The organism is Pseudoalteromonas arctica A 37-1-2, assembly GCF_000238395.3.
GTDB classification, from domain to species: domain Bacteria; phylum Pseudomonadota; class Gammaproteobacteria; order Enterobacterales; family Alteromonadaceae; genus Pseudoalteromonas; species Pseudoalteromonas arctica.
The window spans coordinates 851,537-875,527 of record NZ_CP011025.1 but is presented as its reverse complement, the minus strand read 5'-3'; the positions used below and the strand labels follow the sequence as shown (position 1 = coordinate 875,527).

Genomic DNA, 23,991 nt, shown 5'->3' with positions numbered 1-23,991 from the left:
TATGCCTGCCAGTTTATGTTTAATTATTGCCACCTTTTTATGGGGCAGCTCTTTTATAGCGCTTAAATACGCCATTGCTATTTACGACCCTGCATTGGTGATATTTTTACGCATGCTCACCACGTTAGTTTTGTCGCTTTGTTTGTGGCGCTACGTTATTCGGTTTGAGTATTTAAAAGGTGACTGGAAGTATTTAGTGGGTATGTCGCTTGCTGAACCTTGCTTGTACTTTTTATTTGAAGGCCATGCAATGGAATACACATCGGCCTCGCAGGCTGGTGTTATTGTGTCGTGCTTGCCCATTATTATTGCGCTGCTTGCCTTTTTATTGCTTAAAGAATACATAAGTAAATCCATCGTGGTCGGTTTTACGCTGTGTATTGGCGGCAGTATTTTACTTACGCTTCTTTCACCCAGTTCTGAGCAGGCACCTAATCCGTTGTTGGGTAACTTTTTAGAGCTTATGGCGATGGTGTGCGCTGCATTTTATACCGTAAGTATTAAACATTTAGCTAATCGCTACTCGCCCCTGACTTTAATTGCATTGCAAGGTATTAGCGGTAGCTTGTTTTTTGCACCATTTTTGTTTTTTATCGACCTACCAAGCGAAAACCAACACGACTTAACCGCGCTTATGAGCATTTTGTATTTAGGCTCGTGTGTAACCCTTGGCGGCTACGGCATGTACAACTATGCAATTAGCAAAGTTTCGGTATTAACCGCTGCTGCATACTCTAATTTAATTCCTATTTTTACACTTATTTTGTCAGCTATTATTTTGGGCGAAGTGCTCAACGTTTGGCAATGGCTGAGCATATTTGTGGTATTTATTGGTGTAATGGTAAGCCAGCGCCATCAAGAACTTGTGGTTGATATACCGCTTAGTGAATCGGGCGAAGACATTTGCGCAGATACAAGCAATCTTAAATCAGTACCCGAGGCAAGCGAATCAAAAGGGTAACAGGTAAGCAAATACAGTCCGGGTGTTTGTAAAAATGTGTTTTGGGATTGATGAATAACCTCAATCCCCGTTACTTTATAGTTTTGTATCACCCCACTTTGCAGTTGCAAAGTAAACGCCTCCCCCACTTTGGCGTGTTGTAAAAATGCAAAATGGGTGTCGTTATGCCCTGCTATTAGCGCGCCTTTTTCGTTTCCAAACTCTTTTCCGCCAAGCTCTCCTGCAGGTAAAAATTGGCTTGGCGCAAACGCTAAATTACGACCACTCGCTCCAGCCAATACACTTAATGTTTTATTATGGCTTGGCCAATCAAGCTTTGCAGTCACGTAGCTGTCGGCGTAATACCACGGTTTTACTTTAGTGCTGGGTGATTTAAGCGCCTCTTGCCATGCTTGTTCAATTAATATTTGAGCAAGCCACGCTTTTGCCTGCATATAAGCGCCGTGACCAAATAATCCAAGCCCAGCGATTAGTAAGCCCGCGCTTAGCCACTTTTTCATTTTAAATCTCTTTTCATTTAGGAATTCGCTCTGTGTTTAAATTTAAGAGCGCCAAATCCCAATAGTAAAATGCAGCCTAATACTATGTGCAGCCTGCTTTGCCCATCGGTTTGCGGTAAACGCATTGCCATACCTTGTGGTAATGCATTAGTAGCTTGCGCCGTTTGCTCTGCCACTTCTTTTATGTGAGTTTGTTCAATCGCTATAAAAGCAGTAAACGGGCTAAGTAATTGATGAGTAAGTGCAAGCTCCTGTACTTCATCTTTAACTGTATTTTGCTCGTTGTATAAAAGTAATGACTTAATTTTTTGGCGCGCCCACAGTTTTGCTATACCTTGAGCGCTTGAGCTATTTTGTGTACTTAATTTAATACTTAAAGGCCCTTGTGCTGTTTGCCCAGCAAGTACCACACTTTTAGCATTATTAAGTTTTATAGCGACCATAATAGGCTCGCCAAAATATAAATCAGGTAGTGGTGATGGCCAAAAATCTAAGCTGTTACCGCTTTCATCGCTTAGCGCCAAATTAGTAATAGCCGGATGTGCAAGCTTATCAAACAACTGCTGCATTTTAGGTTGCACCTCACTTGTGCTGCCTATAAACGTAAATGAGCCTTTGCCTATATCTGCCGCTCGGCGCATAAAAAAGCTGTTAGGTGCGCTGCCAATACCCACTGTAAATAAGCGGCTATCGCCTAACTTACTTTGAATATTTTTAAACAATACATCCTCATTACTAACGCTACCATCAGTTAAAAATACAACTTGGCGTACAAAACCATCAAACTCGCTGCCATCAAGTACGGCATTAAGCGCACCTTGTATTTCTGTGCCGCCGTCGGCTTCTAGGCTATAAATAAATCGCTCTGCACGGCGTAAATTAAAGTCGCTGGCTATAAGTGGTTTATCGCTCATTGGAGTCACTATGTTGTCAAAACCAATTATGTTAAAGCTGTCGTCGCTATCAAGTAATGACAGCGCATAAAACAAGGCTTTTTTAGCTTGCTCCATAGATTGCCCGTGCATAGAGCCTGACGTATCAACTACAAATACCATTTCGCGAGGTAAGCGCTGAGTTTGTGTAAAGTGATCCCCCGGTGGCATTAGCATAGCAAGCCCGTATCGGTCACCATTTTCAAACTGCTGAGTAAAAAATGCGGCTTGAGCTTGCTCTTTTTGCAGCGGTTTAAACTCAAGTACAAAGTCGCGATTAACTGCATTTGTCTCATTTAACGCTATTTTATATTGCCCAAATGCTGTGTTTTGTACATCAACATTATGAAATTTAGAATTGATATCCACCAGCTCTAAGCCTACGTCTATATCAATGTTTAAGCTAAATTGGCTGCTTGGTACGTTATCAGTTTGAGTACTATTTTGAGTGATGTTTTGAATGCTGTAAACAGGGCTTAACCATCCCGTTGGGAGCGGATTAACATGCGCTTTATTTTGAGTACTAACCTCAACCTCACCACTAATCGCGTGATAACGCGGTGTAATGGTAGTCGGAAATCTAATAGCAAATGTACCGCTGCTATAATCAATTATTTCTTGATACTCAAGCTCAATTATTACTTGCTCACCAGGGCCAATATTTGCCACATTCGTAATAAACATATTGGCGCGTTGCTGGCGTACAAGGGCCGCTTGCTTACCTGCTTTTTTAGCCTCTTCGTATTTTTTTTCAGCTTCCACTTTTTTATCAATTTGGCCTTTAATGACTCGCTCACCTATACGCATCGTCATGGCATGTACGGCGCTTTCATCTGGCAATGGAAATACATAGCGAGCATTAACCGCAAACGGGTTTTCGTTTTGATAGGTTTGCGTTACTACAACATGATTAATTAGGCCAGTTAAGGTCATATTGGCGTCGCTTTTTAATATTATTGCTGGTCCTGCTGGCGCACCATTGCTATCAAAAAGTTCTAACTTGGGTGATTGCGCATGACTTTTAAAGCTCGCTAACAGCACAATCGCTATGAATATAAAAATGCTTACTTTAGTAAGCATTTTGGTTGGTTTACTCAATTTAAACATAAATCACTCCATCGAACGCTTAGCTTTACTTAGATTCAGTTAGTTTTAATTACTCGCCGTTTGGCCATTTACACTATTCATTGAGCGAGTGGTAAGCGTTACGCGTCTATCAAAAAAGTTATCTTCCACCGTGTTGCTATTAGCCAATGTTTGCTGCTCGCCAAATGCCTGCGTGCTTAAGCGTTTATGACTCACGCCGTGTTTTATTAAATAGCTTTGCACGGCATTTACACGCGCTTTAGAAAGTAATAGGTTGGCTTGCTCATCGCCGCGTTGATCGGCAAAGCCACTTAAATCAAGTACGAGTTGTGGTTGATTGTTTAACAAGGTAACGAGTTGGTCTAACTGCAGTGCAAAATGCGGGGCAATAACACTTGAACCTGTTTTAAATTGCACCGTCATCGCCAATAAGTTATTAATTTGAACTTGAGTTAACTGCTCATTTTGATTGGCAAGCACTTCTAGCTGCTGCTCTAACATATTGTTGTGGTTAAGCACGTGTTGGTAATCGCTGGTTTTTTCTTTCATAACCGTAATGGCACGCTCTTGCTCTGCAATTTTGTTATCAGCTACTTTTGAATCGCCTATTAAGCCACCGGCAAATGCCCCAACAAACGCACCAATTGGCCCGCCCACTACGCCGCCAATAATAGCGCCAGCACCTAGTCCAATAGCCGTTTCTTTATGGGCTTCTTTTGATGGCGTGTTGGATGTTGAGGCAATTGCTGGAGTACAAAAACTAGCAACCAGTGTTAACGCGATTAATGTCTTCTTCATGATTTGATCCTTAAACTTACTTTTTAATTTGTGATGTTTTGTTTTGATGGGTGTATTAAAACAAGTTCAAGTGGCAACAAAAGGGAGCAAAAATGGCAAACTGCTGAGCAATTGTGGCAAAAAAAAGGCAATTGCCTTTTTAAGCGTACTTAGCTTAAAAACTTCGTTATAGTGCACAACAGAGGCAATAGGATAATGATTAGAATGAAAAAAATAGCCATCATTGAAGATGAACCCGCAATCCGCGAAAACTACATAGAAATGCTGAGCTTACAGGGCTACCAAGTGAGTGGCTTTGCAGATCGCGTCAGCGCTGAAGCTGCATTTAAAAATGCCCTGCCCGATTTAGCCATTGTTGATATTGGCCTAGGCCATGAAATAGATGGTGGTTTTTTACTGTGCCAAACATTGCGATCGCTTTCTAAAACACTGCCTATTATTTTTTTAACCGCCCGCGATAGCGAAATAGATACCGTATGCGGCCTGCGCATGGGCGCCGACGACTACCTAACAAAAGACATAAGCTTGGCTCACTTGGCTGCACGTATTGGTGCGCTATTTCGTAGAATGGAAGCACTTGAACAACCCGCTGATGCAAATGCACTCATAACACGCGGGCAGTTAACACTCGACACGCAACGTATGCAGGTTTTTTGGCAACAACAATTAGTTGATTTAACCGTAACCGAGTTTTGGATGCTGCATTCACTTGCCCAGCGACCAGGCCATGTTAAAAGCCGTAACGAATTAATGAGCGATGCAAAAATTTATGTAGACGACAGCACAATTACTTCACACGTAAAACGTATTCGTAAAAAATTTATAGCACTCGATAGCACCTTTGATTGCATAGATACCGTGTATGGCATGGGCTATCGGTGGGAACAACACTAATGCTACGATTTGGTCTGCGCAGTAAATTTATATTACTTTCATGTTTTTTGTTTTTGCTGCCGTGGCTTGGCTACGAGTACGTATGGGAAATGGAAAAATTTTTACGCCAAGGCCAAGAAAAAACCCTAGTAGGTACCACTCGTGCTCTTGCTACAGCATTACATGAGCGCCCTGCATTATTTGACGAGCAAACTAACTTTTTAGACCAAGTAGTAAAAGGCCGCGATTTATACGCTTATAATCTTAAAAACCCTATTCAGCTCGACGGTAAACTTAACGATTGGGACAGCTACCAACCGCTATTTTGGCATTACGACAAGCGCTACTTACAAAAAACAGATAACAAACATCAAGCCAGTGACTTATCGTTTGATCATATGGTGGGAAAATTTGATAACTACTTATACGCCTTATTTAAAGTCACCGACAATACCCTTATTTATCGCGCTAAAAATAGCTTAAGCATTACCAATAACGATTATTTACAAATTGGCCTAAAAACGCCAGACGGCCAGTTTAATACTTATATAATTGCGCCGCGCCAAGATGGCTGGGTTAATGCATTTGATGCAAATACCAAAGCCCCTTTTACAAAAATTCAGGGCTATTTTGAAAGTACCGAATCAGGTTATAGCGTAGAGCTGCGCTTTCCAATTAGCATGCTGGGCAACAAACTTGGCTTTGCCATTGTTGACATTGATAGTAAAGAGGCATTGTTAGAGCCTAAAATAATGTCGACCTCAAACTTAAATAACCCAAACGATTTAGGCTCGGTATTAGTCCCTTCTCCAGAAATTAGCCGTATTTTAAAAGGCATGGGCCACAGTGGTAGCCGTATTTGGGTGGTTGATAACCATCATCGTGTACTTGCGCAATCGGGTACTATTCAAAATGCAGATGGCGTTTGGGCTGATGGACTTGCTAACCAAGCACCTAAAACTTGGTGGCAGCGCTTTGAGCAAAATTACTTACATCCAATTTACTATAAAATTTTAACGCGTCCCGAAAATGAGTTTTTAGATACCCTGCACGATGTAGCTTCTATGCAGGGCACACATTTAGCGAAAGCATTAAAAGGACAACCAGCATCGTCTTGGCGATTAACACCCGACAGTAAAGCCGTTATTTTATCGGCCGCTTACCCTATTTGGATTCAAGACCAAGTAATTGGCGCAGTAATAGCAGAGGAAACCACAAACGGCGTACGTACGCTGCGTAATAAGTCACTCGAAAAACTCTTTAACGTTATTTTAGCTGTGATGCTAATTGGTACTGTGACTTTATTCTTTTTTGCCTCACGTATATCGAACCGAATTAGGCGGCTGCGCGATACAGCTGAGCAAGCAATTGATGCACAAGGGCGTGTTACCGGCAGTATTAATTACAGCGATGCTAACGATGAAATTGGCGATCTGTCTCGTAGTTTTTCAAACATTGTGAGCCGACTTGGTGGCTATACCGATTACTTAGAGAATATGTCGTCGCGATTGTCACATGAGCTGCGCACGCCTGTTGCCGTAGTGCGCTCGTCACTCGAAAACTTACAAAGCTTGCCACAAAACGAGCTGAGCCAAAAATACCTCGATCGCGCCAGTGAAGGCGTTGAACGTTTAGGTAAAATAATAACTACCATGAGCGAAGCCACTCGCCTTGAGCAGAGTATTCAAAGCAACGAGCCTGAGCCTTTTGATTTACAAAAAGTAATAAATGGCTGTATGCAGGGCTACCAACTTACTTATCTAAACCAGTTATTTACGCTTGATTTATACCAAGAAAAATTGCCTATGCAAGGCGCACCAGAATTTATAGCCCAGCTACTTGATAAACTTATTAATAACGCGCTGGAGTTTAGTGAGGCCAATACGGCTATTAATGTAGGCCTTAAGCAGAGCGAAAATAAAGCAACATTAACAGTGAGTAATACAGGCCCCGCGTTACCCGAAGGATTAACTGAGCATATTTTTGACTCTATGGTGTCGGTACGTAGCCAGCAAATGCAGCAACAGCCACATTTGGGGTTAGGTCTTTATATTGTAAGGCTGGTGTGCGACTACCATAAAGGCAGTGTAACAGCGCAAAACAACGAACAAGGTGATGGTGTCGTATTTACCGTAACACTGCCGTTAGTTAATGGTTAAGGCTGTATTTATACCGTTATATTCGTACCGTTATATTTATAGCCACAGCCTTATATGCAAATAGTAAGTACGCAATAAATTAAATTCAGCTGTATATTTTTAGTTAAAAAGAGTTATTAAAATTTACCTTAACTCCATATAAATTAACAAATAAACCCCTCTCACCCCTCAAAACCTGCCGGTTACAATTTAGTACAACTTCAAATGTAACTATTCACTTTTAATTCAGTCGAATGACCATACCCTACATCATATTAAAGTATTAAATTGAAGGAATACTCATGAAACCATCACTAGAGCGTGAAGAACTAGACTTTATTTTTGACTTATACAGGCCCTCTAAAAAACCTGAGTCTGAAAATGTAAAACCAAAAAGTACAAACTACAAAGAGCTAAGAAAGCACGACGCGAGCAAAAACCAAGGCGTATCGCACTACTTAGTCTAATTTTATTACGCTTGGGACTTCTCATGTTCTAAAAATGCTTTAATGCAGTTTATTTCTGCAAGTTTTACTTCTTCGCCTATTTCAGGGCCTTTTTTGCCATTTTTAAGTGCATTTTGCACTACCAGTTTCTTATCCATTTTTTGCAGTTCAGTATGAATTGCTCGCAGCTTAGCTGCTTGCGGGTATGGCTTATCAACAAGTGTTTCACCACGCCCTTGTGCATCGCATTGGCATGCTTGGGTAAACGCTATAAAACGTTCTGGGTGTACCAACGCATTTAAGTTAGTCACTATTAGCTTGTGAATGGTTTGCGGCCTTAACTGATCAATCGTGTGGCAAAGGGTGTGATTATCACTGGTGAGTACGCCAACATCGCGAAAACGGTTAGGCACTTTTAAGCGCTCACAAAACGCCTCAATAACTGCAACACCTTCGCGTTCGTGTCCACGTAGGTTTCCATATTTTTTAAAACTAAGCGCTTTTCCAAAATCATGGGTTAGTGCAGCAAAACGAGTTTCCAAGTTAAAATTCAAATCCGCTGCACGCCTAAGTACCAGCATAGTATGCACAAATACATCACCTTCAGGATGATGGTTTGCTGGTTGCGGTACATTAACCATGCGCTCAAGCTCTGGAAAAACCCCCAAACCTTGCAATGCTTCAAAATAAAGCTCAGGGTACTTTTCACCCAGTGCTTTTTCGGTTTCAAGCCACACGCGCTCAGGTACTAAATGATTTAGCTCACCTTTATTTTTAAGCTCGCGCATTAATGCATACGTACTTGGGTGGATACGCCAATCACTACCATAGCGCGCTAAAAAACGGGCAATACGCAGTACTCGAACAGGGTCTTCTACAAATGCCTCAGTGGTGTGGCGCAGTGTTTTATTTTGTAAGTCAGTTTGGCCATTAAACGGGTCAATAATATTACCGTGTTCATCAAGCGCCATTGAATTTATGGTTAAATCACGCCTTGCTAAATCTTCTTCTAGCGTCACTGTTGGGCTGGCATCAACCACAAAGCCAGTATAGCCTTTGCCGCTTTTACGCTCTGTGCGCCCAAGTGCATATTCTTCTTTTGTTTCTGGGTGCAAGTAAACCGGAAAGTCGCTACCTATTGGTACAAAACCGAGCGACTGCATTGTGTTTGGCGTTTCACCAATCACTACATAATCGTTATCTTTTGATTTTATATTTAGCAGTTTGTCGCGCACTGCACCACCAACGAGGTAAACTTTTTTTAAGTTACTTTTCACTTTATTCCCATAAACATTAATAAAATTGTTTGATACTAATCATAACATTAATTAAAAAATTCTGCGGTGTTTGCCAAGCTTAAGTAAGCTCATTACAATGGCGCATTATTTTCAGCTATAGCCTCACAATTAATGAAAAACCATTCATCAAAAAAAGAACTTATGTTACTACCCATTTTATTAGTGGTTATTTTAATGTGTGTGGCGGGTCACTTTTTATTACAAGCAAATTTTCAAGACAGTAATGTGGTTGAATACATGTTAGCAGCACTGCCGTTTGCTATGTTTGGATTGGTTATTGTGGCGTTTAAAATGGCGGCTAAAAGCGAAAAGGATGAACAAAACGAGCAGGACTCTTAATCCTGCTTAGTTTTAGCTACTTATTATAATTTAAAGTATGTGATAGCCAAACCAGTCTGGCTTTATAGGCTGCGATATACCGCTGGGCGTGAGCTTAATGTTTAGCTGGCTGTCGAGTAAATCAATGGTAAAGCAATCGTCTACGTCATGTAAATCATCTTTATGAATATGGCTAAGCCCTGCTAGCAAATCGCTTTTAGCTCGCTCTTTAGCTTCATGGCTACTGCTTGCAACATACAGTGCAAAGTCGTGTTGCTCAGCCATAGAATCACTTCTGTAAGCGCCTAAATTTACAAAATAGAGTTGTTTATTTTGCTCCACATAGCTATCGACTACTTCTATTTTAAAACCATCTATATGATTAATTGCCATGTAGCTATCCATGTGAACACTACTTCTGTCGCCTACCCATTGGCTTTTTAACTTTGAATAAGTTTGCTCAATGTTTTGCCCTACAACAAAACGAATATCATGCATTTCAATGTGGCAACCTTGAATCCGGCCGCCTAAATACACCATAAATAACTGCATGCTTTTCCTTAACCTAAATTATCAACATCAATATTATGCTTTTTAATCAACTTATAAAAATCTGAGCGATTGCGCTTGGCAAGCTTAGCGCCTTCGGCTACGTTACCACCTGCCATTTTTAAAGTGTTAATCACATAGTCGCGCTCAAACTCTTTTTTAGCGTCGTTTAGTGATAATGGTTCTACGTTTGTTTCGTTACTATTTAGCGCAGCTAATACTAAGTGCTCTGAAATAACATCGCTTGGCGTTAATGCTACAACCTGCTCTACTACGTTTTGTAGTTGGCGGATATTACCTGGCCAGTCGTAACGCACAAGCGCATGCATAGCATCGCTTGCAAAGTGTTTTTCAGTTTGCTTCATGCGCTTAGCAATGCTTGCACTAAAGTGCTGTGCTAATAAGCTTATATCTTCGCGGCGCTCACACAATGGCGGTAATTTTAAATTAACTACGTTTAAGCGATAGTATAAATCTTCTCTAAATTGCTGGTTTAAAATAGCTTCAGGAAGATTTTTATGTGTTGCCGATACGATTCGTACATCAATCGCAATTTCTTCTTGAAAGCCTACGGGGCGAATTGTTTTTTCTTGTAATACGCGCAGTAACTTAACCTGCAAGTTAAGTGGCATATCGCCTATCTCGTCTAAAAATAGCGTGCCGCCCTCAGCTTGCTGAAACAAACCTTGATGATCTTTAATTGCGCCCGTAAACGAGCCTTTTTTATGACCAAATAATTCTGACTCTAAAAGCTCACCCGGTACAGCGCCGCAGTTAATTGCAACGAAAGGGCCACCGCTTACATGACTATGCTGATGAATCGCCTGTGCGAGTAACTCTTTACCTGTACCACTAGCCCCCGAAATCAATACATTAACTTGCGTTGGCCCAAGTAGTTTTACTTGCTCTAACAAGTGCAGCATTGCACCACTGCGCGTAACTATATTACTTTTAGGTGCTGCTTCATCTGCATTAACACCATGTATTTCTATCGCTTTAGCAAGGCTGTCAAATAGCTCATCTTTATCTACAGGTTTAGTTATAAATGCAAAAATGCCCTGCTTAGTTGCCTCTACTGCATCAGGAATTGAGCCATGCGCTGTCATCATAATGACAGGTAATGCAGGGTAGCGGCTTTGCAGCTGACGATGCAGTGCCATGCCATCCATTTCATCCATACGTAGGTCGGTTATTACGGCGTCAAACACTTGGCTTTTAAGTATTTGTAGTGCGGTTAAGCCGCTTTCACAGGTCGTTACTTCGTATCCTTTTGATTCGATACGAATAGCGAGCAGTTTTAATAAGCTAGCGTCGTCGTCAACGAGTAATACTTTTGCACCTTGCACTTTAGTTGCTGCCATAGTTACTGCTCCTTAGTTTCTTCTCGTAGTAAAAGCTGCTGCTCAATAGTTGCTAACGATGAGAGGGTTTCTTGCATTTTATTGTTAAGTGCTTGCTGCTCTTTTTTAGCATTTATTTGCATAGTCACTTGCTGCTTTTGAAGCCATAAATATTGCTTTATATCATCTGGCCAAAAGTAAGCTAAATCGAGTTTTAGCAACTTAGTCATTACCGTATTTGGATCATCATTTATGTTTAAGCACATAAATTTAAAAAAACGTTTAAGATCGTTTTCACCTGTAAAAATATCTTTTTTTGGCACCAATTTAAATCCGCCACACTGATTAGCGTGCCATGCAATAACTTGCTCTGCAGGCGGATAGCTTGGTTCAATTTTTGGTCTGGGTTTTGGACTAGGTTTACTGTTTGTGTCGTTCGTTATTTTGGTATCGACCACAGGTGCAGGTGTAATTGACACACGCTCTTCTTGCCCATTATTAATTTCACAACCTGATATAACCATGCTGCTACTGAGCACATATAAAATAGCGATTAAACGCAAGCGCATGTTAATTAACTCCTAGATTTTTTGTTATGGGAATTTTAATTGAAAACCGGCAACCATGCGGCTCGTTATGCTCAACAGTAAGTGTACCTCTTAGCTGTTCAACAGATTCTTTCACAATAGTTAAGCCAAGCCCACTGCCTTGCAGCGTAACATTTTTACTGTGTTTACCTTGATAAAATGCGCTGAAAATTTGAGTTTTTTCTTGCTCTTTAATACCGCACCCTTTATCAAGTACAGCAATGCAAAGTTGGTTTTGCTCAAGCGCTAAATTAATAGTAACGCTTTGCTTATCTTGTGAAAATTTTAAGCCATTTGAAATAAGCTGAATTAAAATCATCTCAATAAGCTCACTAGGTAAAGCAAGCTGTTTATTAGGTAAGTTATTTTGCCATTGCAGAGCTTGCTGACGCGCACTTAAGCGATGTTCAAAATGGCTATTAATTTTATTAATAAGATAGCTAAACTCAACTTCGCTTAGGCTGTCTTTACTGGTGCGAATCGCATTATAACTCAGCAGGCTGTCAATCATTGTACGAAGGCGCACCATAGATTGGCTAATAAGCTCAAGCACTGCTTTTTGCTCAGCAGTAATTGGGCCTACTATTTCATCAGTTAGTAAATCAGTGCCTTCGACCATTGAAGCAAGCGGCGTTTTTAGCTCATGGGTAACATGGCGTAAAAAGGTATCTTTTTGCTGCTCAAGCATGTGAAGTTGCTCTTGCACCCATTGGAGTTTTTCTCCTAGCTCAACTAGCTCAGCGGAGCCTTTCACAGATATTTTTTGCTGCCAATGCCCCTGCCCTAGCTTATCAATAACCGTAGTTAACCCTTTTAGTCGCCCACTTATACGCCATAAAAAACCACCACCAACAATTAAAGTAAGCGGAATAAGTGCCACCAGCCAGTTTATAAATGAAGTTTGTAGGCTTGTAAGCTCATTTTGGTTATTGGTAATTTGCGCTTCATTTTTATCACGTAACCATAAAGTAAGCTCAGCAACTAAATCGCTCACTGGCACAAATAGCTCCGCTTGCTGTTGTTTTTGCTCAACAAGCTCTACATGCGCTGTTTGTAAGGTGACATATAAGCGTTGCCATTGGTGGGTGTAATCTTTATCCGTGTTTACAAATTTAAGTTCATCAATACTTTGCAGGGATGATTGCCATTTATCGACAATGAGCTTATCTAACGATTCGCTTTTTAATACCCAGTTTTGCCTAGTGGCGCGCTCAAGGCTGTTGAGTTCTTGTTTTAGAGTATTAAACGATTTGGTAACTTGGTAGTTGTTACTCACGATACTTTGAGTCACTGCTAATTGCTTGTTAAGCGCATTTAAAAATACAATCACCACTATAGAAAGCGGGAGTAACGAAAGCAGCATACTCATTGCAAATTGCCCAATTAAATTAGGCCGCCAGTTAAGCATTGCATGGTATTTTTTAGCTATGGTTGCTGGCATTTCGTTTAGTCCTTTTAAGTTAAGCGCTCTATTATTAAGTGCTTACCTTATACACTAGCTGAACCAGCAATTATATTTAATACGATTAACAGCCAGCGCTACAAAAACAATGTGTCGCCAAATAGAGACAACGTAAACCATTGATTTTTAAACCCTACCTTTAATCTCACTATATAGTGTTGCAAAAGGCATACAAAAATTACATTAAACCCCGTAAAAACTTCCCACCCCTTTCAAGTTAAAAATATAAACACCTGAAAATTAACAACAATTATTTTTGGCATCATTTTTGTATTAGCAGTAATAACTTTAATCAATAAGGAAATAATTATGAACAAACGCATTTTAGTAATTTCATCATTACTAGCTTTAGGCTTTTTAGGCGCTAACGCACACGCAATGGACGTTCACGCGACTTTTAACGAGCTTGATAAAGACAGTAACGGCACATTAAGTGAAGCCGAAGCAGGTGAAGATGCCGTTCTACACGAAAATTTTTTACAAATTGATACTAATCAAGATGGGCAATTGTCGCTAGATGAATTCAAAAAATTTATTCAATAAACTCATTTAATAAGGAACGTGATTATGAAACAACTTATAGCCGCTTTTTCATTAATGTTTTTAGCAATTAGTGCCACCGTAATTGCATCGCCAACAAACGTGCGCTTTGCCCATTTAGATAAAGATATGGATGGACAAATATCAATTGTAGAAGCAAAGGAAGACAAAGAAGTAATGAGACAATTTGCTGACTTAGATGAAGACGGTGATGAAAAAGTCTCAAAAAAAGAATTTGAAAGCTTTAAGCCTTAATGAGTAATTACTGATTAAGCTTTACTTAAGCTTGTTACAAGTAAACTGAATTTAAAAGCATTTGCCATAATCCCTGAGGGAGTGTGTAAAAGGATTTAATGTTGGGAGTTAAATTACGGCAAGTGCTTTTTTCCTTTTTACTTTATTTTAGCCACGAACTTTTAATACATCTTTTGGAAGGAAGACCATGAAGATACTTTCCCTTGTTATAAGCATTTTAATGCTATTAAGTTTTGATGCCGCGGCACTTGATGTAAAGCAGCGCTTTGATCACCTAGATAGTGACAAAAGTGGCTATTTAACACACGACGAACTTGATCCCCAGCCACAACTTTTAAACACCTTTGTAAAATGGGACAAAAACCAAGATAACCAAATTTCGCTAGTCGAATTTAAAAGTTATCTAACTAACAACCTTTACTAAGTGATTTGTATGAAAAGTATTAGCTATATAACGCTGCTGGCGTTTAGTATTTTTAGCGCATTTAGTTTTGCTGCAAGTAACGACATTGCAAAACAATTTAAAAAGCTAGATAGGAATAAAGACGGTTTTTTATCACGTTCAGAAACCGCTATAGATCCGGCTTTGTGGTCACGGTTTTCAAGCTACGATCAAGACAAAGACGGTAAGCTAACGCTAAGTGAATACAGTTTATACACTAGTAAATAAACCTTTTCAAAAGCTAGATATTTTTATGTTCTAGCTTTACTGCTTTTTTCTTCATCATAATTCGTCTCACATATTGGTATTATAAAATTGGGTTTGCTAATGTTAACGCACTAACAATAAAAAATAATGCCTTATGTTGCTCAAAAAAATAATCAAACCTCTCATCCTAGCAAGTCTTTGTGCAAGCTCTAGTTACACTCTCGCACAAACTAAAGTAATTTATAACGCCAATGGTTATACCCCTTTATACCAAGGTGAAGTACAGCAGTTTACTACCCTCGTTATTAAAAATGGCAAGGTAGTAAAACTAGGTAGCGATACACTTAAAGATAGCTACCCAGATGCCAAGCTAATTGACGCGCACGGTAATACCTTATTACCAGGCTTAATTGATGCTCATGGGCACGTTATTGGCCTTGGCGATAATTTATCGCAACTTGATGTACGCGGTGCAAAATCGGTTGATGAAGTAAAAAATAAACTAAAAATATTTGCTGGCAACAAACAAGGTTGGATTATAGGGCGAGGTTGGAACCAAGAGCTTTGGGCTGATACACGATTTCCTACAGCTAAAGATCTAGACAAAGTAGTGAGCGATCAACCTGTGGTGCTTTCGCGGGTTGATAGCCACGCCATTTGGGTTAATTCAAAAGCACTCGAACTTGCTGGTATTAACGCCCAAACAAAAGCGCCTGAAGGCGGTGAAATAATTAAAGACGAATTTGGCAATCCTACAGGTATTTTTGTAGATAAAGCAGAAGCGCTAATTACCCAGCATATGCCAGCCCCTTCAAAGCAAGATATAAGTGACTCGCTAGATGCAGCAGGTAAGCATTTATTAAGTTTAGGCATTACCTCTACTCACGATGCAGGTATTGATAAAACCACATGGGAGGTTTACAAAGAGCGCGGCGACCTCGGTAATTTACCGCTACGTATTGTGGCAATGTTAAGCGGTGCAAGCCCTGATTTAGACACGATGTTAAAGGCAGGCCGATACCACGACAAAAATGATTTTATGGAAATTCGCAGTGTTAAAGTTTACGCCGATGGCGCACTTGGCTCTCGCGGAGCCGCTCTGATTGAAGAATATGCAGACAGACCTGGTCACCATGGTTTAATGCTTGAAACACAAAGAAAACTCGAAGCGCTCTTTACACAAAGCTTTAAAAGCGGCTTTAGCGCAAATACTCACGCAATTGGCGATAAAGCAAATAAAGTAGTACTTGATGCCTATCAAAATGTGTTTAAAAAAACGGGCGGTATATTACTACGTAACCGAATAGAGCACGCACAAATTGTAACGCCTGAGGATATCCCTCGCTTTAAAGCGCTAAAAATAATCCCTTCAATGCAGCCAGTACATGCCACTTCTGATATGCATATGGCAGAACAACGCTTAACTGAAAAACAATTAAGCGGTGCCTATGCTTGGCAAACATTTTTAAAGCAAGGATCGGTTGTTGCAGCTGGCTCTGATTACCCGGTAGAGCTTGCAAATCCATTTGATGGTTTGTATTCAGCCATTACACGCATGGATCATAACAAACTACCTGAAAACGGCTGGCGCGCAAGTGAAGTACTAAGCCGCGAAGATGCATTACGTGCATTTACTCTCGGTGGCGCTTATTCAGCCCATCAAGAATTTAAGGTGGGTAGTTTAGAAAAAGGTAAATGGGCAGACTTTATTTTACTTGATAAAGACTACTTTAAAGTACCTGTTGACGAGATATACAAGACGAACGTACTACAAACCTGGGTTGCAGGTAAACTTCGCTATAAAAAAGAAGAGATTAAAAAAACACCATAATCAAAAATAAACAAAGTAATTATTAAATTTAGTTAAAGTAATCAAAAAGTGTGTCGATAAAGAGGGGTATTTATAAAATTCCCTTATGTTTCAGGAAGAAAACATGTTATCAAAAAAGATATCTCTTACTTTATCGGCACTTTTTACACTTTCACTTTCAGCGTGTTCTACTCATCCTGTTTATAATGGACATGCACCACAAAACAATATTGGCTATAATAACGCTCACAATCGCTATGCTGAATATAACCAGCCTCGTGTAAGTAACTGGCAGTTTCCTGAAAATAATTACCGCCCAGTTAACAGCAGTAAGTTACTAAGCAATTACACAGAGCAATTAGCAATGAAGCTAATTGAAAATATGAATTACATAAATAGTAGTACGCCTATCGCTATCACTTCGTTTGTAAATTTAGACGATAACCTGCAAACCACTAATATTTTTGGTAATCATTTAGCTGAAAGCTTTATTACTGAATTACAAGAGTTTGGTTTGTCTGTTGTTGATTATAAACACACAGGCACAGTACATGTGACGCCGATGGGTGATTTTTCGTTTAGCCGAAATGGTAAAGATATTAAAGGCTACCCACATATTGAATACACTTTAACTGGCACACTTACCTACACTAACCGTGGTGTTATTGTTAATGCCCGCATTATTGGCGCTAAATCTAAAGTAGTGGTGTCATCAGCTAAAGGATTTATTCCAAGCTTTGTAGTTGAGTCGCTATATCCTACTCGCAGAACCGATGGAATAGTACTAGACGCTATTCAATAAAATTAAAAAGGGTTAACGTAAGTTAACCCTTTTTATCTATGTGATAAAACATGTTTAGCTAAACATGTTTTTCACATCTTTTAGCATATCGTTGTATTCATCACTTGTGAATAATTGCATAGACGGTATTACACCTTTATCTATGTACGTTTGCAGCGCTGCTGACTTATCAGAAACCTGTAATGTTCCCTCTAAAATAGCCCCTACTCGTATAAAGTCTACGTAACTAACTTTATCAGGTTTGTAACTTGGATCTGCCCAGCTTAGAGCTACATCAACAAACTCTTTAGGAAATTCCCACGCTTGCATAATCGATGAGCCAATTTTCCCACTCAGCTTTTGAATTGCGTGAGCTAAAAAGCTTGGATTTGCAAATACTTCAGGGTGGCGCTCAGCTTCAGTTAAAATTGGTAATACACCAATATTATAAACAAGCGCAGCTAATGTAATTGAATCACGATTTAATGAAGTGTGTTTATTGTTTTTTAAGTAAAACTCCATGAGTGTTATTGAATGGCTAGCAACGGTTAATGTTTTTTGCCAAGCCTTGCCCATGTAGCCTTTAATTAGCTCATTGTTTGATATAAATAATTGCTCCATAGCCATAGCCGTTGCAATATTTTTAATTTGGCGCAGTCCAATACGTGTCACTGCTTGATGCAAATTAGATACTTTTACAGAGCGTCCCATAATTGCACTATTAGCTACTTTTATCATACGAGCTGAAAGCGCTGGGTCTTGTGAGATTACATCTGACATTTGCATTAAATTCACATCAGGGTTATCTGCAGCTTGGCGAACCTTAATCGCTACTTCAGGTAGCGTTGGTAAAACCAACGTATCGTTATTTATTCTATCGACTAGAATCGTTAATAAAGCGTTTTCTGTAGACATAAAGCTGCCGTCCTTTTGTGTTCAGCCTGTAAAGTAACTGCAAACTCAGGCAGTTAATTTTTATATTAGTAATATAATTAGTATTGTCTAACTTACCGATAAAGTTAAGAAAATTATAGAAGTTTATTTTATTTATAATGTTTTACCGCTCATGCTTGCCTTACAACGCCAAATACTTGCTATTTACCATTTAGTTTTGCTTTAATGCACTCACAATAAGGAAGCGTTTGTACATATTTAGTCTTTTAACTAAAGCAGTACAAATTATTAAACTTACTTTTTAACAGGCAATATAATGATCTTAAATAAAATTAGCCAAGCAATTATGCTCTCTGGTGTTGTTTTTCTTAGTGCATGTTCTGAACAAGCGCCGTCTTCTACCGACAACACAGCCACAGAACTTGCTCAAAAAAGCAGTGCACAATCAGGTCCTAAGCTTATTAATGCAGATAAACAACGTTTAGATATTTACACCGACTTTAGCCTACAAAGTGATTTATCGCACTTAAGCGACAACCAACGAGCAATGGTTGCAAAGCTTATTGATGCTTCAAAAATAATGGACGAGTTATTTTGGAAGCAATCTTTTGGCGAAAATAAAGACGCTTTTTTAGCAAAACTAAACGACGACAAAGTACGTAAATTTGCCGATATTAACTACGGTCCATGGGATCGTTTAAATGGCGATGAAGCGTTTTTATCCAGCTATAAAGAAAAACCTCTTGGCGCACAGTTTTACCCTGCCGATATAACCAAAGAAGAGTTAAACAATGCAGATGTTGAAGACAAAACAGGCCTTTACTCTGTAATTAAGCGTGATGAGCAAGGTAAGCTTTACAGCGTGCCATATTCAAAAGAATACGCTAATGAGCTTGCAAAAGCCGCTGACCTTTTACGTCAAGCAAGTAAACTTGCTGACGATAAAGAGTTTGCTAACTATCTAAACTTGCGTGCTGATGCCCTACAAAAAGATGACTTCCAAGTATCTGACTTTGCTTGGATGGATATGAAAAACAACCCAGTAGATGTGGTTATTGGTCCAATTGAGACTTATGAAGATCAATTATTTGGTTACCGCGCAGCTTATGAATCTTACGTACTTATTAAAGATTTAAAATGGAGCGAACGCTTAGCTAAGTTTGCCGCATTTTTACCGGAGCTTCAAAAAGGCTTACCCGTTGATGCTAAGTACAAACAAGAAGTACCAGGCTCTGACGCCGACTTAAACGCTTATGATGTTGTTTACTACGCTGGGCATTCAAACGCGGGGAGTAAAACAATTGCAATTAACTTACCAAACGATGAGCAAGTACAGCTAGAAAAAGGAACTCGTCGCTTGCAACTTAAAAATGCCATGCGTGCTAAATTTGATAAAATTTTAGTACCAATTTCAAAGCAGTTAATTGTACCTGAGCAGCGTAAACACATTACTTTTGATGCATTTTTTGCCAATACGATGTTCCATGAAGTCGCTCACGGGCTAGGTATAAAAAATACAATCACAGGTAAAGGTACTGTTCGTCAATCATTACAAGAACACGCAAGTGCGCTTGAAGAAGGTAAAGCCGACATTTTAGGCCTGTACATGATTGAGCAATTACTTAAAAAGGGCGAAATTACAGAAGGAACTATTGAAGATTATTACACGACCTTCATGGCGGGTATATTCCGCTCAGTTCGTTTTGGAGCATCAAGTGCGCATGGTAAAGCAAATATGATCCGCTTTAACTTTTTTGCTCAAGAAGGCGCTTTTTCTAAAAATGAAGCGGGCTTATATAGTATAAACATGGAAAAAATGAGCACTGCTATTGCTGACTTATCTCGCTTAATTTTAACCTTACAAGGTGATGGCGATTATGAAAAAGTAGATCAACTAATTGCAACTCATGGTGATATTAAAGAAGAACTTGCTAAAGACTTAGAAAAACTAAGTAAAGCAAATATCCCTGTAGATGTAACGTTTAAACAGGGTAAAGAAATACTAGGGCTTAAGTAGTGTAAATTAAGATTAAAAAAGCGTTACAGTAAACACTGTAACGCTTTTTTTTATACCAATTGCATTAAATTAGTGATCTATTATAGCGATAAGAAAATAGCTCAATAGCAAGGCTAAAATTATGATACATAGTTGTTCTATATAAATAATTTTTAACATAGTTAGTGAATTATTTAATACGCTAGAATGATCATGTTTTTAATAAAATTGGTATTATTTATCGTTTATCACTTCACGCACTACAGGCTCTAGACTTTTCATACCCCAGCGTTTTCCTTTATCAAGCGCGGCCTCTACATCAAGACCTTGCTCATGTGCAGAAATTGCTATCAATGCCCCGACTCGATTGCTACTTGCACAATGCACTAAAATCGACTCCCCCTTAAACTCATTAAGTAAGTTTGTTAAATTAAGCGCATTTTCAACGGTAACATCCTTCGCGCCCGCAATCGGTAATGTGTGATAGTTCATTCCTAAAGATCGTACAAGCTCACCTTCATCCCACGTTTGTTCACTGAAAGCGCGCAGGTTTATGACATGCTTTACACCCGCTTGTGATAATAACTTGATCTGCTCAGCATTGGGCTGTGCGCCCGAGTAAACATGATTACTATGTTCAACTAAATTTTCTATATCTGTCTTTTTAATAATTTCAGTGTTAACTGCCCGCTCAGCTGCAACAGCAAAGTGCCCACCTGATAACGCGACAATAAATAAACCCGTACAAAGTTGATTGATTAGTTTCATTTTATTCCTCATTAATTACGCTCTGTTGACCTTCAGTATTAAAATTTTTTCGGCCTAGGGCAGCGCATGTTTGGCATTTATACTACGTTATCGACTATTTATACGAAGCAGACGCCCAACATAAACATAAACATAAACTCTGCCTTGCCTAAAAAACAAACAGACTGCTAAAAATTTAACCTCGAAATATAAACAAATCCTAACAGCTATTAAAAATGGGCTTTTAATTTTACTATCTGCTCATCAGTATAAGGGACTGCAGGAAATTTCCCCCAAATTGGCGCAGGCCAAGCAGCATCAGTAGTAAAGCGTGCAATATGGTGAATATGTAATTGCGGCACCATATTACCCAAAGCCGCTATATTTAACTTATCAGGGCTAAACACATCCATTAATAATTTACTTAGCTTGGCTGACTCTTTTAAATACACAATTTGATCATCCTCAGATAAATCAATTATCTCTTTTAAGTTAACCTGCCTAGGCACTAATACAAACCACGGATATTGGCTGTCGTTCAATAAAAGTACTTTACACAGTGGCCAATCGGCAAGCTCTATACAGTCGCGTTTAAGTTCTGGCGCTAGTTTAAATTCAGGGTTAGTCATTGTTATGTCCTACTTTGTCTTTAATAATCGCCACTTTATAGCATTTAGTTGCAGTTGCACACGCTTGGCTTTACCATCAAAGCAATATTTATAATAAGCTAAGGCAACCTTGTGCTAAAAAAAATAAAACACCTCTCACTAGCCCTCCCATTAATGGTTGGCGCTATTAGTGTTCAAGCAAAACCTTTATCGTTGGAGCGTATTTTTGACGATCCGAGCCTTTCAGGTAAATCACCTGTACAACTTAAATTTTCGCCTGACGGCAGCCGTGTAACTTATTTACAAGGCAAAAGCGATGACTACAACCGCTACGATTTATGGGAATACAATCTAAAAGATAACACCAACCGTGTGCTAGTTGATTCGGCAAAGTTATTTTCAGGCCCAGAAAACCTATCTGATGAAGAAAAAGCACGCCGCGAACGCCAACGTATTTTTGGTAAAGGCATATTAGAATACAAATGGTCTAAAAACGGTAAAGCACTTTTATTCCCACTTAACGGCGACCTTTACTATTACGATTTAGCCTCTGCTAAAAGTAAAAAACTAACCGACACTGAAACATTTGAAACCGATGCACGCTTTTCACCTAAAGGTAACTACGTATCGTTTATTCGAGAGCAAAACCTATTCGCTTTAGAGCTTGAATCAGGTAAAGAGATTCAGCTTAGTAAAGATGGCGGCGGCGTAATTAAAAACGGCATGGCCGAATTTGTAGCTCAAGAAGAAATGAGCCGCATGACGGGTTACTGGTGGTCAGGTGATGAAACTAAAATTGCCTATACCCGCGTTGACGAAACCCCAGTAAAAGAAGCTATCCGTAACGAAATTTACGCTGATGAAGTTAAATTATTTAACCAGCGCTACCCGTTTACAGGTACTGATAACGTAAAAATTCAACTCGGTGTGGTTAAGCTAAATGATCAAAAAGTAGATTGGATTGATTTAGGTAAAGATGAAGACATTTATATCGCGCGTGCTAAGTGGCTAAAAGACGGCAATACACTTTCTTACCAATGGCAAAATCGCTCGCAACATAAATTAGAGCTTCGTTTTTATAACAGCGAAACTAAAGTCCAAAAAGTAGCATTAACCGAAAACAGCGAAACGTGGATTAACTTACATTTTGATCTTGAGTTTTTAAAAGACAAAAAACATTTTGTATGGGCATCTGAGCGCGACGGTTTTAAACACTTATATCTGTATCGCACAAACGGTCAACTTGTACGTCAAATCACCTCTGGTGATTGGGCTGTTGATAGCTTAAAAGGTATTGATGAGAAAAAAGGCATTATTTACTTTGCCGGTCGAAAAGATACACCGCTTGAAAGCCATTTATACAGCGCGCCTTTATTTAAAAAAGGCGATGCCAAACGTATCACCGAAAAAGGTCAGTACCATAATGTTGTGCTAGCAAAAGACAGCAAAACCTTTATCGATAATAGCTCGTCTGATAATAAACCAAACTCAGCAGCGCTTCGTAAAGTAAACGGCGAATTTATTACATGGCTTGAAGAAAATAAGCTTGATAGTAACCATCCGCTTACTCCTTATTTAAGCGACTTAACAAAACCAGAATACGGCACAATTAAAGCCGAAGATGGCCAAGTTATGCATTACCGTTTATTTAAGCCTAGCAACATTACTGATGGCAAAAAGCACCCTGTTATTGTTAACGTATACGGCGGCCCGCATGCTCAACGAGTGACGAATAGCTGGCGCAGTAAAAACTTGTACTTTCAGTACATGGCGCAACAAGGTTACGTAATTTTTCAACTGGATAACCGTGGTTCGTACAACCGTGGTAAAAAGTTTGAAGATGCTATTTATAAAAACCTAGCCGTGGTTGAAGTTGCCGATCAAATTAAAGGCGTAGAGTTTTTACGTACACTTGATTACGTAGACCCACAACGCATCGGTGTTTATGGCCACAGCTACGGCGGCTACATGGCACTTATGACTATGTTTAAAGCAGGCGATTACTTTCAAGCCGGCGTATCAGGTGCTCCTGTAACCGATTGGGCTCTATACGATACGCATTACACAGAGCGTTATTTAGGTCACCCTGATACGAATGCTAAAGGGTATGAAGACAGCGCAGTATTTCCATATGCTGATGGCTTAAAAGGCCCATTAATGATTTATCATGGAATGGCTGACGACAACGTGCTGTTTACTCATTCAACTAAATTGTTTAAACAACTGCAAGATAACGAAAAACAGTTTGAAATGATGACCTACCCAGGCTCTAAGCACAGCCTACGTGGTAAACAAGTGCAAACACACTTACATCAAACAATTACAAACTTCTTTAATCGCCATTTTGACGTTAAATAAGCAAGTAAAGTAATAACAGACTAAAGGCTGATTGATAAATCAGCCTTTTTTTTGCATTAATAGGC

General features: G+C 39.4%; 24 protein-coding genes. 13 read left to right on the top strand and 11 right to left on the bottom strand.

What is annotated here, in order from left to right; genetic code table 11:
• The first annotated feature begins 1 nt into the window (after position 1).
• Positions 2–961, top strand: a complete 960-nt coding sequence (locus PARC_RS03935; protein ID WP_033013031.1) for a DMT family transporter — start codon at positions 2–4, stop codon at positions 959–961.
• On the opposite strand, the gene PARC_RS03930 is transcribed toward PARC_RS03935, so the two are convergent.
• The 3 genes from PARC_RS03930 to pdsO are packed head-to-tail and all read right to left on the bottom strand — an operon-like array spanning position 856 to position 4,277.
• Positions 856–1,461 carry a class GN sortase gene (locus tag PARC_RS03930; protein WP_084201288.1) on the bottom strand — a complete coding sequence of 202 codons (606 nt, stop codon included), beginning with the start codon at positions 1,459–1,461 and terminating at the stop codon, positions 856–858. The two genes, PARC_RS03935 and PARC_RS03930, sit on opposite strands and share 106 nt — an antisense overlap.
• A 17-nt stretch (positions 1,462–1,478) precedes the next feature.
• Positions 1,479–3,500, bottom strand: a complete 2,022-nt coding sequence (locus PARC_RS03925; protein ID WP_010553159.1) for a marine proteobacterial sortase target protein — start codon at positions 3,498–3,500, stop codon at positions 1,479–1,481.
• 45 nt (positions 3,501–3,545) lie between these two features.
• On the bottom strand, positions 3,546–4,277 hold the full coding sequence (gene pdsO / locus PARC_RS03920; RefSeq protein WP_010553158.1) for a sortase-associated OmpA-like protein PdsO: 732 nt from the start codon (positions 4,275–4,277) through the stop codon (positions 3,546–3,548).
• 204 nt (positions 4,278–4,481) lie between these two features.
• On the opposite strand from pdsO, the gene pdsR reads away from it, so the two are divergent.
• The 3 genes from pdsR to PARC_RS21605 all read left to right on the top strand — a co-directional run bounded on the left by pdsR (position 4,482) and on the right by PARC_RS21605 (position 7,755).
• Positions 4,482–5,171 carry a proteobacterial dedicated sortase system response regulator gene (pdsR, locus tag PARC_RS03915; protein WP_010553156.1) on the top strand — a complete coding sequence of 230 codons (690 nt, stop codon included), beginning with the start codon at positions 4,482–4,484 and terminating at the stop codon, positions 5,169–5,171.
• Positions 5,171–7,309 (top strand): proteobacterial dedicated sortase system histidine kinase, encoded by a 2,139-nt coding sequence (gene pdsS, locus PARC_RS03910; RefSeq protein WP_010553155.1) that lies wholly within the window; start codon positions 5,171–5,173, stop codon positions 7,307–7,309. Before pdsR ends, pdsS begins: the two co-directional genes overlap by 1 nt.
• Positions 7,310–7,590: 281 nt before the next feature.
• The gene (locus PARC_RS21605; RefSeq protein ID WP_010553154.1) at positions 7,591–7,755 is read left to right on the top strand and encodes a hypothetical protein; all 165 of its coding nucleotides are present in this window, start codon (positions 7,591–7,593) and stop codon (positions 7,753–7,755) included.
• A gap of 5 nt (positions 7,756–7,760) precedes the next feature.
• On the opposite strand, the gene PARC_RS03905 is transcribed toward PARC_RS21605, so the two are convergent.
• A complete protein-coding gene (locus PARC_RS03905; RefSeq protein WP_010553153.1) occupies positions 7,761–9,011 on the bottom strand; it encodes a multifunctional CCA addition/repair protein in 1,251 nt (416 codons plus the stop codon).
• Positions 9,012–9,143: 132 nt separating this feature from the next.
• Between PARC_RS03905 and PARC_RS03900 the strand changes: the two genes are divergently transcribed.
• Entirely contained in the window at positions 9,144–9,371 is a 228-nt protein-coding gene (locus PARC_RS03900) for a hypothetical protein (RefSeq protein ID WP_007581571.1), read from the top strand.
• A gap of 30 nt (positions 9,372–9,401) precedes the next feature.
• Here the strand turns inward: PARC_RS03900 and PARC_RS03895 are convergent, their stop codons facing one another.
• Genes PARC_RS03895 through PARC_RS03880 form a run of 4 tightly spaced genes read right to left on the bottom strand, consistent with a single transcriptional unit; the run spans position 9,402 to position 13,267 of the window.
• Entirely contained in the window at positions 9,402–9,902 is a 501-nt protein-coding gene (locus tag PARC_RS03895; protein ID WP_010553152.1) for a DUF1543 domain-containing protein, read from the bottom strand.
• An 8-nt stretch (positions 9,903–9,910) separates the two neighbouring features.
• Positions 9,911–11,260: a sigma 54-interacting transcriptional regulator gene (locus PARC_RS03890; RefSeq protein ID WP_010553151.1), complete on the bottom strand. Its 1,350-nt coding sequence runs from the start codon at positions 11,258–11,260 to the stop codon at positions 9,911–9,913.
• A 2-nt stretch (positions 11,261–11,262) separates the two neighbouring features.
• On the bottom strand, positions 11,263–11,808 hold the full coding sequence (locus tag PARC_RS03885) for a hypothetical protein (RefSeq protein WP_010553150.1): 546 nt from the start codon (positions 11,806–11,808) through the stop codon (positions 11,263–11,265).
• A 1-nt stretch (position 11,809) separates the two neighbouring features.
• Positions 11,810–13,267 carry a sensor histidine kinase gene (locus tag PARC_RS03880; protein WP_010553149.1) on the bottom strand — a complete coding sequence of 486 codons (1,458 nt, stop codon included), beginning with the start codon at positions 13,265–13,267 and terminating at the stop codon, positions 11,810–11,812.
• 330 nt (positions 13,268–13,597) lie between these two features.
• Between PARC_RS03880 and PARC_RS03875 the strand changes: the two genes are divergently transcribed.
• The 6 genes from PARC_RS03875 to PARC_RS03850 all read left to right on the top strand — a co-directional run bounded on the left by PARC_RS03875 (position 13,598) and on the right by PARC_RS03850 (position 17,344).
• Positions 13,598–13,831: an EF-hand domain-containing protein gene (locus PARC_RS03875; RefSeq protein ID WP_007581561.1), complete on the top strand. Its 234-nt coding sequence runs from the start codon at positions 13,598–13,600 to the stop codon at positions 13,829–13,831.
• 24 nt (positions 13,832–13,855) lie between these two features.
• Positions 13,856–14,083, top strand: coding sequence for an EF-hand domain-containing protein (locus PARC_RS03870; RefSeq protein WP_007581559.1), 228 nt, complete (start codon positions 13,856–13,858; stop codon positions 14,081–14,083).
• A gap of 187 nt (positions 14,084–14,270) precedes the next feature.
• Positions 14,271–14,507: an EF-hand domain-containing protein gene (locus PARC_RS03865; protein WP_007581558.1), complete on the top strand. Its 237-nt coding sequence runs from the start codon at positions 14,271–14,273 to the stop codon at positions 14,505–14,507.
• 9 nt (positions 14,508–14,516) lie between these two features.
• Positions 14,517–14,753, top strand: coding sequence for an EF-hand domain-containing protein (locus PARC_RS03860; RefSeq protein WP_010553148.1), 237 nt, complete (start codon positions 14,517–14,519; stop codon positions 14,751–14,753).
• A gap of 133 nt (positions 14,754–14,886) precedes the next feature.
• On the top strand, positions 14,887–16,563 hold the full coding sequence (locus PARC_RS03855) for an amidohydrolase (protein ID WP_010553147.1): 1,677 nt from the start codon (positions 14,887–14,889) through the stop codon (positions 16,561–16,563).
• A gap of 103 nt (positions 16,564–16,666) precedes the next feature.
• A complete protein-coding gene (locus tag PARC_RS03850) occupies positions 16,667–17,344 on the top strand; it encodes a FlgO family outer membrane protein (RefSeq protein WP_010553146.1) in 678 nt (225 codons plus the stop codon).
• 54 nt (positions 17,345–17,398) lie between these two features.
• Here the strand turns inward: PARC_RS03850 and PARC_RS03845 are convergent, their stop codons facing one another.
• Positions 17,399–18,238, bottom strand: coding sequence for an HDOD domain-containing protein (locus tag PARC_RS03845; RefSeq protein WP_010553145.1), 840 nt, complete (start codon positions 18,236–18,238; stop codon positions 17,399–17,401).
• Positions 18,239–18,533: 295 nt separating this feature from the next.
• Here PARC_RS03845 and PARC_RS03840 point away from each other — a divergent pair, with 295 nt between their 5' ends.
• On the top strand, positions 18,534–20,234 hold the full coding sequence (locus PARC_RS03840; protein ID WP_010553144.1) for a DUF8614 domain-containing protein: 1,701 nt from the start codon (positions 18,534–18,536) through the stop codon (positions 20,232–20,234).
• A 213-nt stretch (positions 20,235–20,447) separates the two neighbouring features.
• Here the strand turns inward: PARC_RS03840 and PARC_RS03835 are convergent, their stop codons facing one another.
• Together PARC_RS03835 and PARC_RS03830 are read right to left on the bottom strand one after the other, a co-directional pair.
• A complete protein-coding gene (locus tag PARC_RS03835; RefSeq protein ID WP_010553143.1) occupies positions 20,448–20,981 on the bottom strand; it encodes a fused DSP-PTPase phosphatase/NAD kinase-like protein in 534 nt (177 codons plus the stop codon).
• A gap of 209 nt (positions 20,982–21,190) precedes the next feature.
• A complete protein-coding gene (locus tag PARC_RS03830) occupies positions 21,191–21,589 on the bottom strand; it encodes an HIT domain-containing protein (RefSeq protein ID WP_010553142.1) in 399 nt (132 codons plus the stop codon).
• A gap of 111 nt (positions 21,590–21,700) precedes the next feature.
• Between PARC_RS03830 and PARC_RS03825 the strand changes: the two genes are divergently transcribed.
• Entirely contained in the window at positions 21,701–23,926 is a 2,226-nt protein-coding gene (locus PARC_RS03825; protein WP_010553141.1) for a S9 family peptidase, read from the top strand.
• Positions 23,927–23,991 lie beyond the last annotated feature (65 nt).

Bases quoted from the DNA above. Each gene is read 5' to 3' on its own strand.
- PARC_RS03930 (WP_084201288.1), bottom strand. From the start codon at position 1,461: ATGAAAAAGTGGCTAAGCGCGGGCTTACTAATCGCTGGGCTTGGATTA.
- PARC_RS21605 (WP_010553154.1), top strand. From the start codon at position 7,591: ATGAAACCATCACTAGAGCGTGAAGAACTAGACTTTATTTTTGACTTA.
- PARC_RS03860 (WP_010553148.1), top strand. From the start codon at position 14,517: ATGAAAAGTATTAGCTATATAACGCTGCTGGCGTTTAGTATTTTTAGC.
- PARC_RS03870 (WP_007581559.1), top strand. From the start codon at position 13,856: ATGAAACAACTTATAGCCGCTTTTTCATTAATGTTTTTAGCAATTAGT.
- PARC_RS03935 (WP_033013031.1), top strand. From the start codon at position 2: ATGCCTGCCAGTTTATGTTTAATTATTGCCACCTTTTTATGGGGCAGC.
- PARC_RS03885 (WP_010553150.1), bottom strand. From the start codon at position 11,808: ATGCGCTTGCGTTTAATCGCTATTTTATATGTGCTCAGTAGCAGCATG.
- PARC_RS03840 (WP_010553144.1), top strand. From the start codon at position 18,534: ATGATCTTAAATAAAATTAGCCAAGCAATTATGCTCTCTGGTGTTGTT.
- PARC_RS03830 (WP_010553142.1), bottom strand. From the start codon at position 21,589: ATGACTAACCCTGAATTTAAACTAGCGCCAGAACTTAAACGCGACTGT.
- PARC_RS03880 (WP_010553149.1), bottom strand. From the start codon at position 13,267: ATGCCAGCAACCATAGCTAAAAAATACCATGCAATGCTTAACTGGCGG.
- PARC_RS03900 (WP_007581571.1), top strand. From the start codon at position 9,144: ATGAAAAACCATTCATCAAAAAAAGAACTTATGTTACTACCCATTTTA.
- PARC_RS03875 (WP_007581561.1), top strand. From the start codon at position 13,598: ATGAACAAACGCATTTTAGTAATTTCATCATTACTAGCTTTAGGCTTT.
- PARC_RS03850 (WP_010553146.1), top strand. From the start codon at position 16,667: ATGTTATCAAAAAAGATATCTCTTACTTTATCGGCACTTTTTACACTT.
- pdsR (WP_010553156.1), top strand. From the start codon at position 4,482: ATGAAAAAAATAGCCATCATTGAAGATGAACCCGCAATCCGCGAAAAC.
- PARC_RS03890 (WP_010553151.1), bottom strand. From the start codon at position 11,260: ATGGCAGCAACTAAAGTGCAAGGTGCAAAAGTATTACTCGTTGACGAC.
- pdsS (WP_010553155.1), top strand. From the start codon at position 5,171: ATGCTACGATTTGGTCTGCGCAGTAAATTTATATTACTTTCATGTTTT.
- PARC_RS03845 (WP_010553145.1), bottom strand. From the start codon at position 18,238: ATGTCTACAGAAAACGCTTTATTAACGATTCTAGTCGATAGAATAAAT.
- PARC_RS03865 (WP_007581558.1), top strand. From the start codon at position 14,271: ATGAAGATACTTTCCCTTGTTATAAGCATTTTAATGCTATTAAGTTTT.
- pdsO (WP_010553158.1), bottom strand. From the start codon at position 4,277: ATGAAGAAGACATTAATCGCGTTAACACTGGTTGCTAGTTTTTGTACT.
- PARC_RS03895 (WP_010553152.1), bottom strand. From the start codon at position 9,902: ATGCAGTTATTTATGGTGTATTTAGGCGGCCGGATTCAAGGTTGCCAC.
- PARC_RS03855 (WP_010553147.1), top strand. From the start codon at position 14,887: ATGTTGCTCAAAAAAATAATCAAACCTCTCATCCTAGCAAGTCTTTGT.
- PARC_RS03835 (WP_010553143.1), bottom strand. From the start codon at position 20,981: ATGAAACTAATCAATCAACTTTGTACGGGTTTATTTATTGTCGCGTTA.
- PARC_RS03925 (WP_010553159.1), bottom strand. From the start codon at position 3,500: ATGTTTAAATTGAGTAAACCAACCAAAATGCTTACTAAAGTAAGCATT.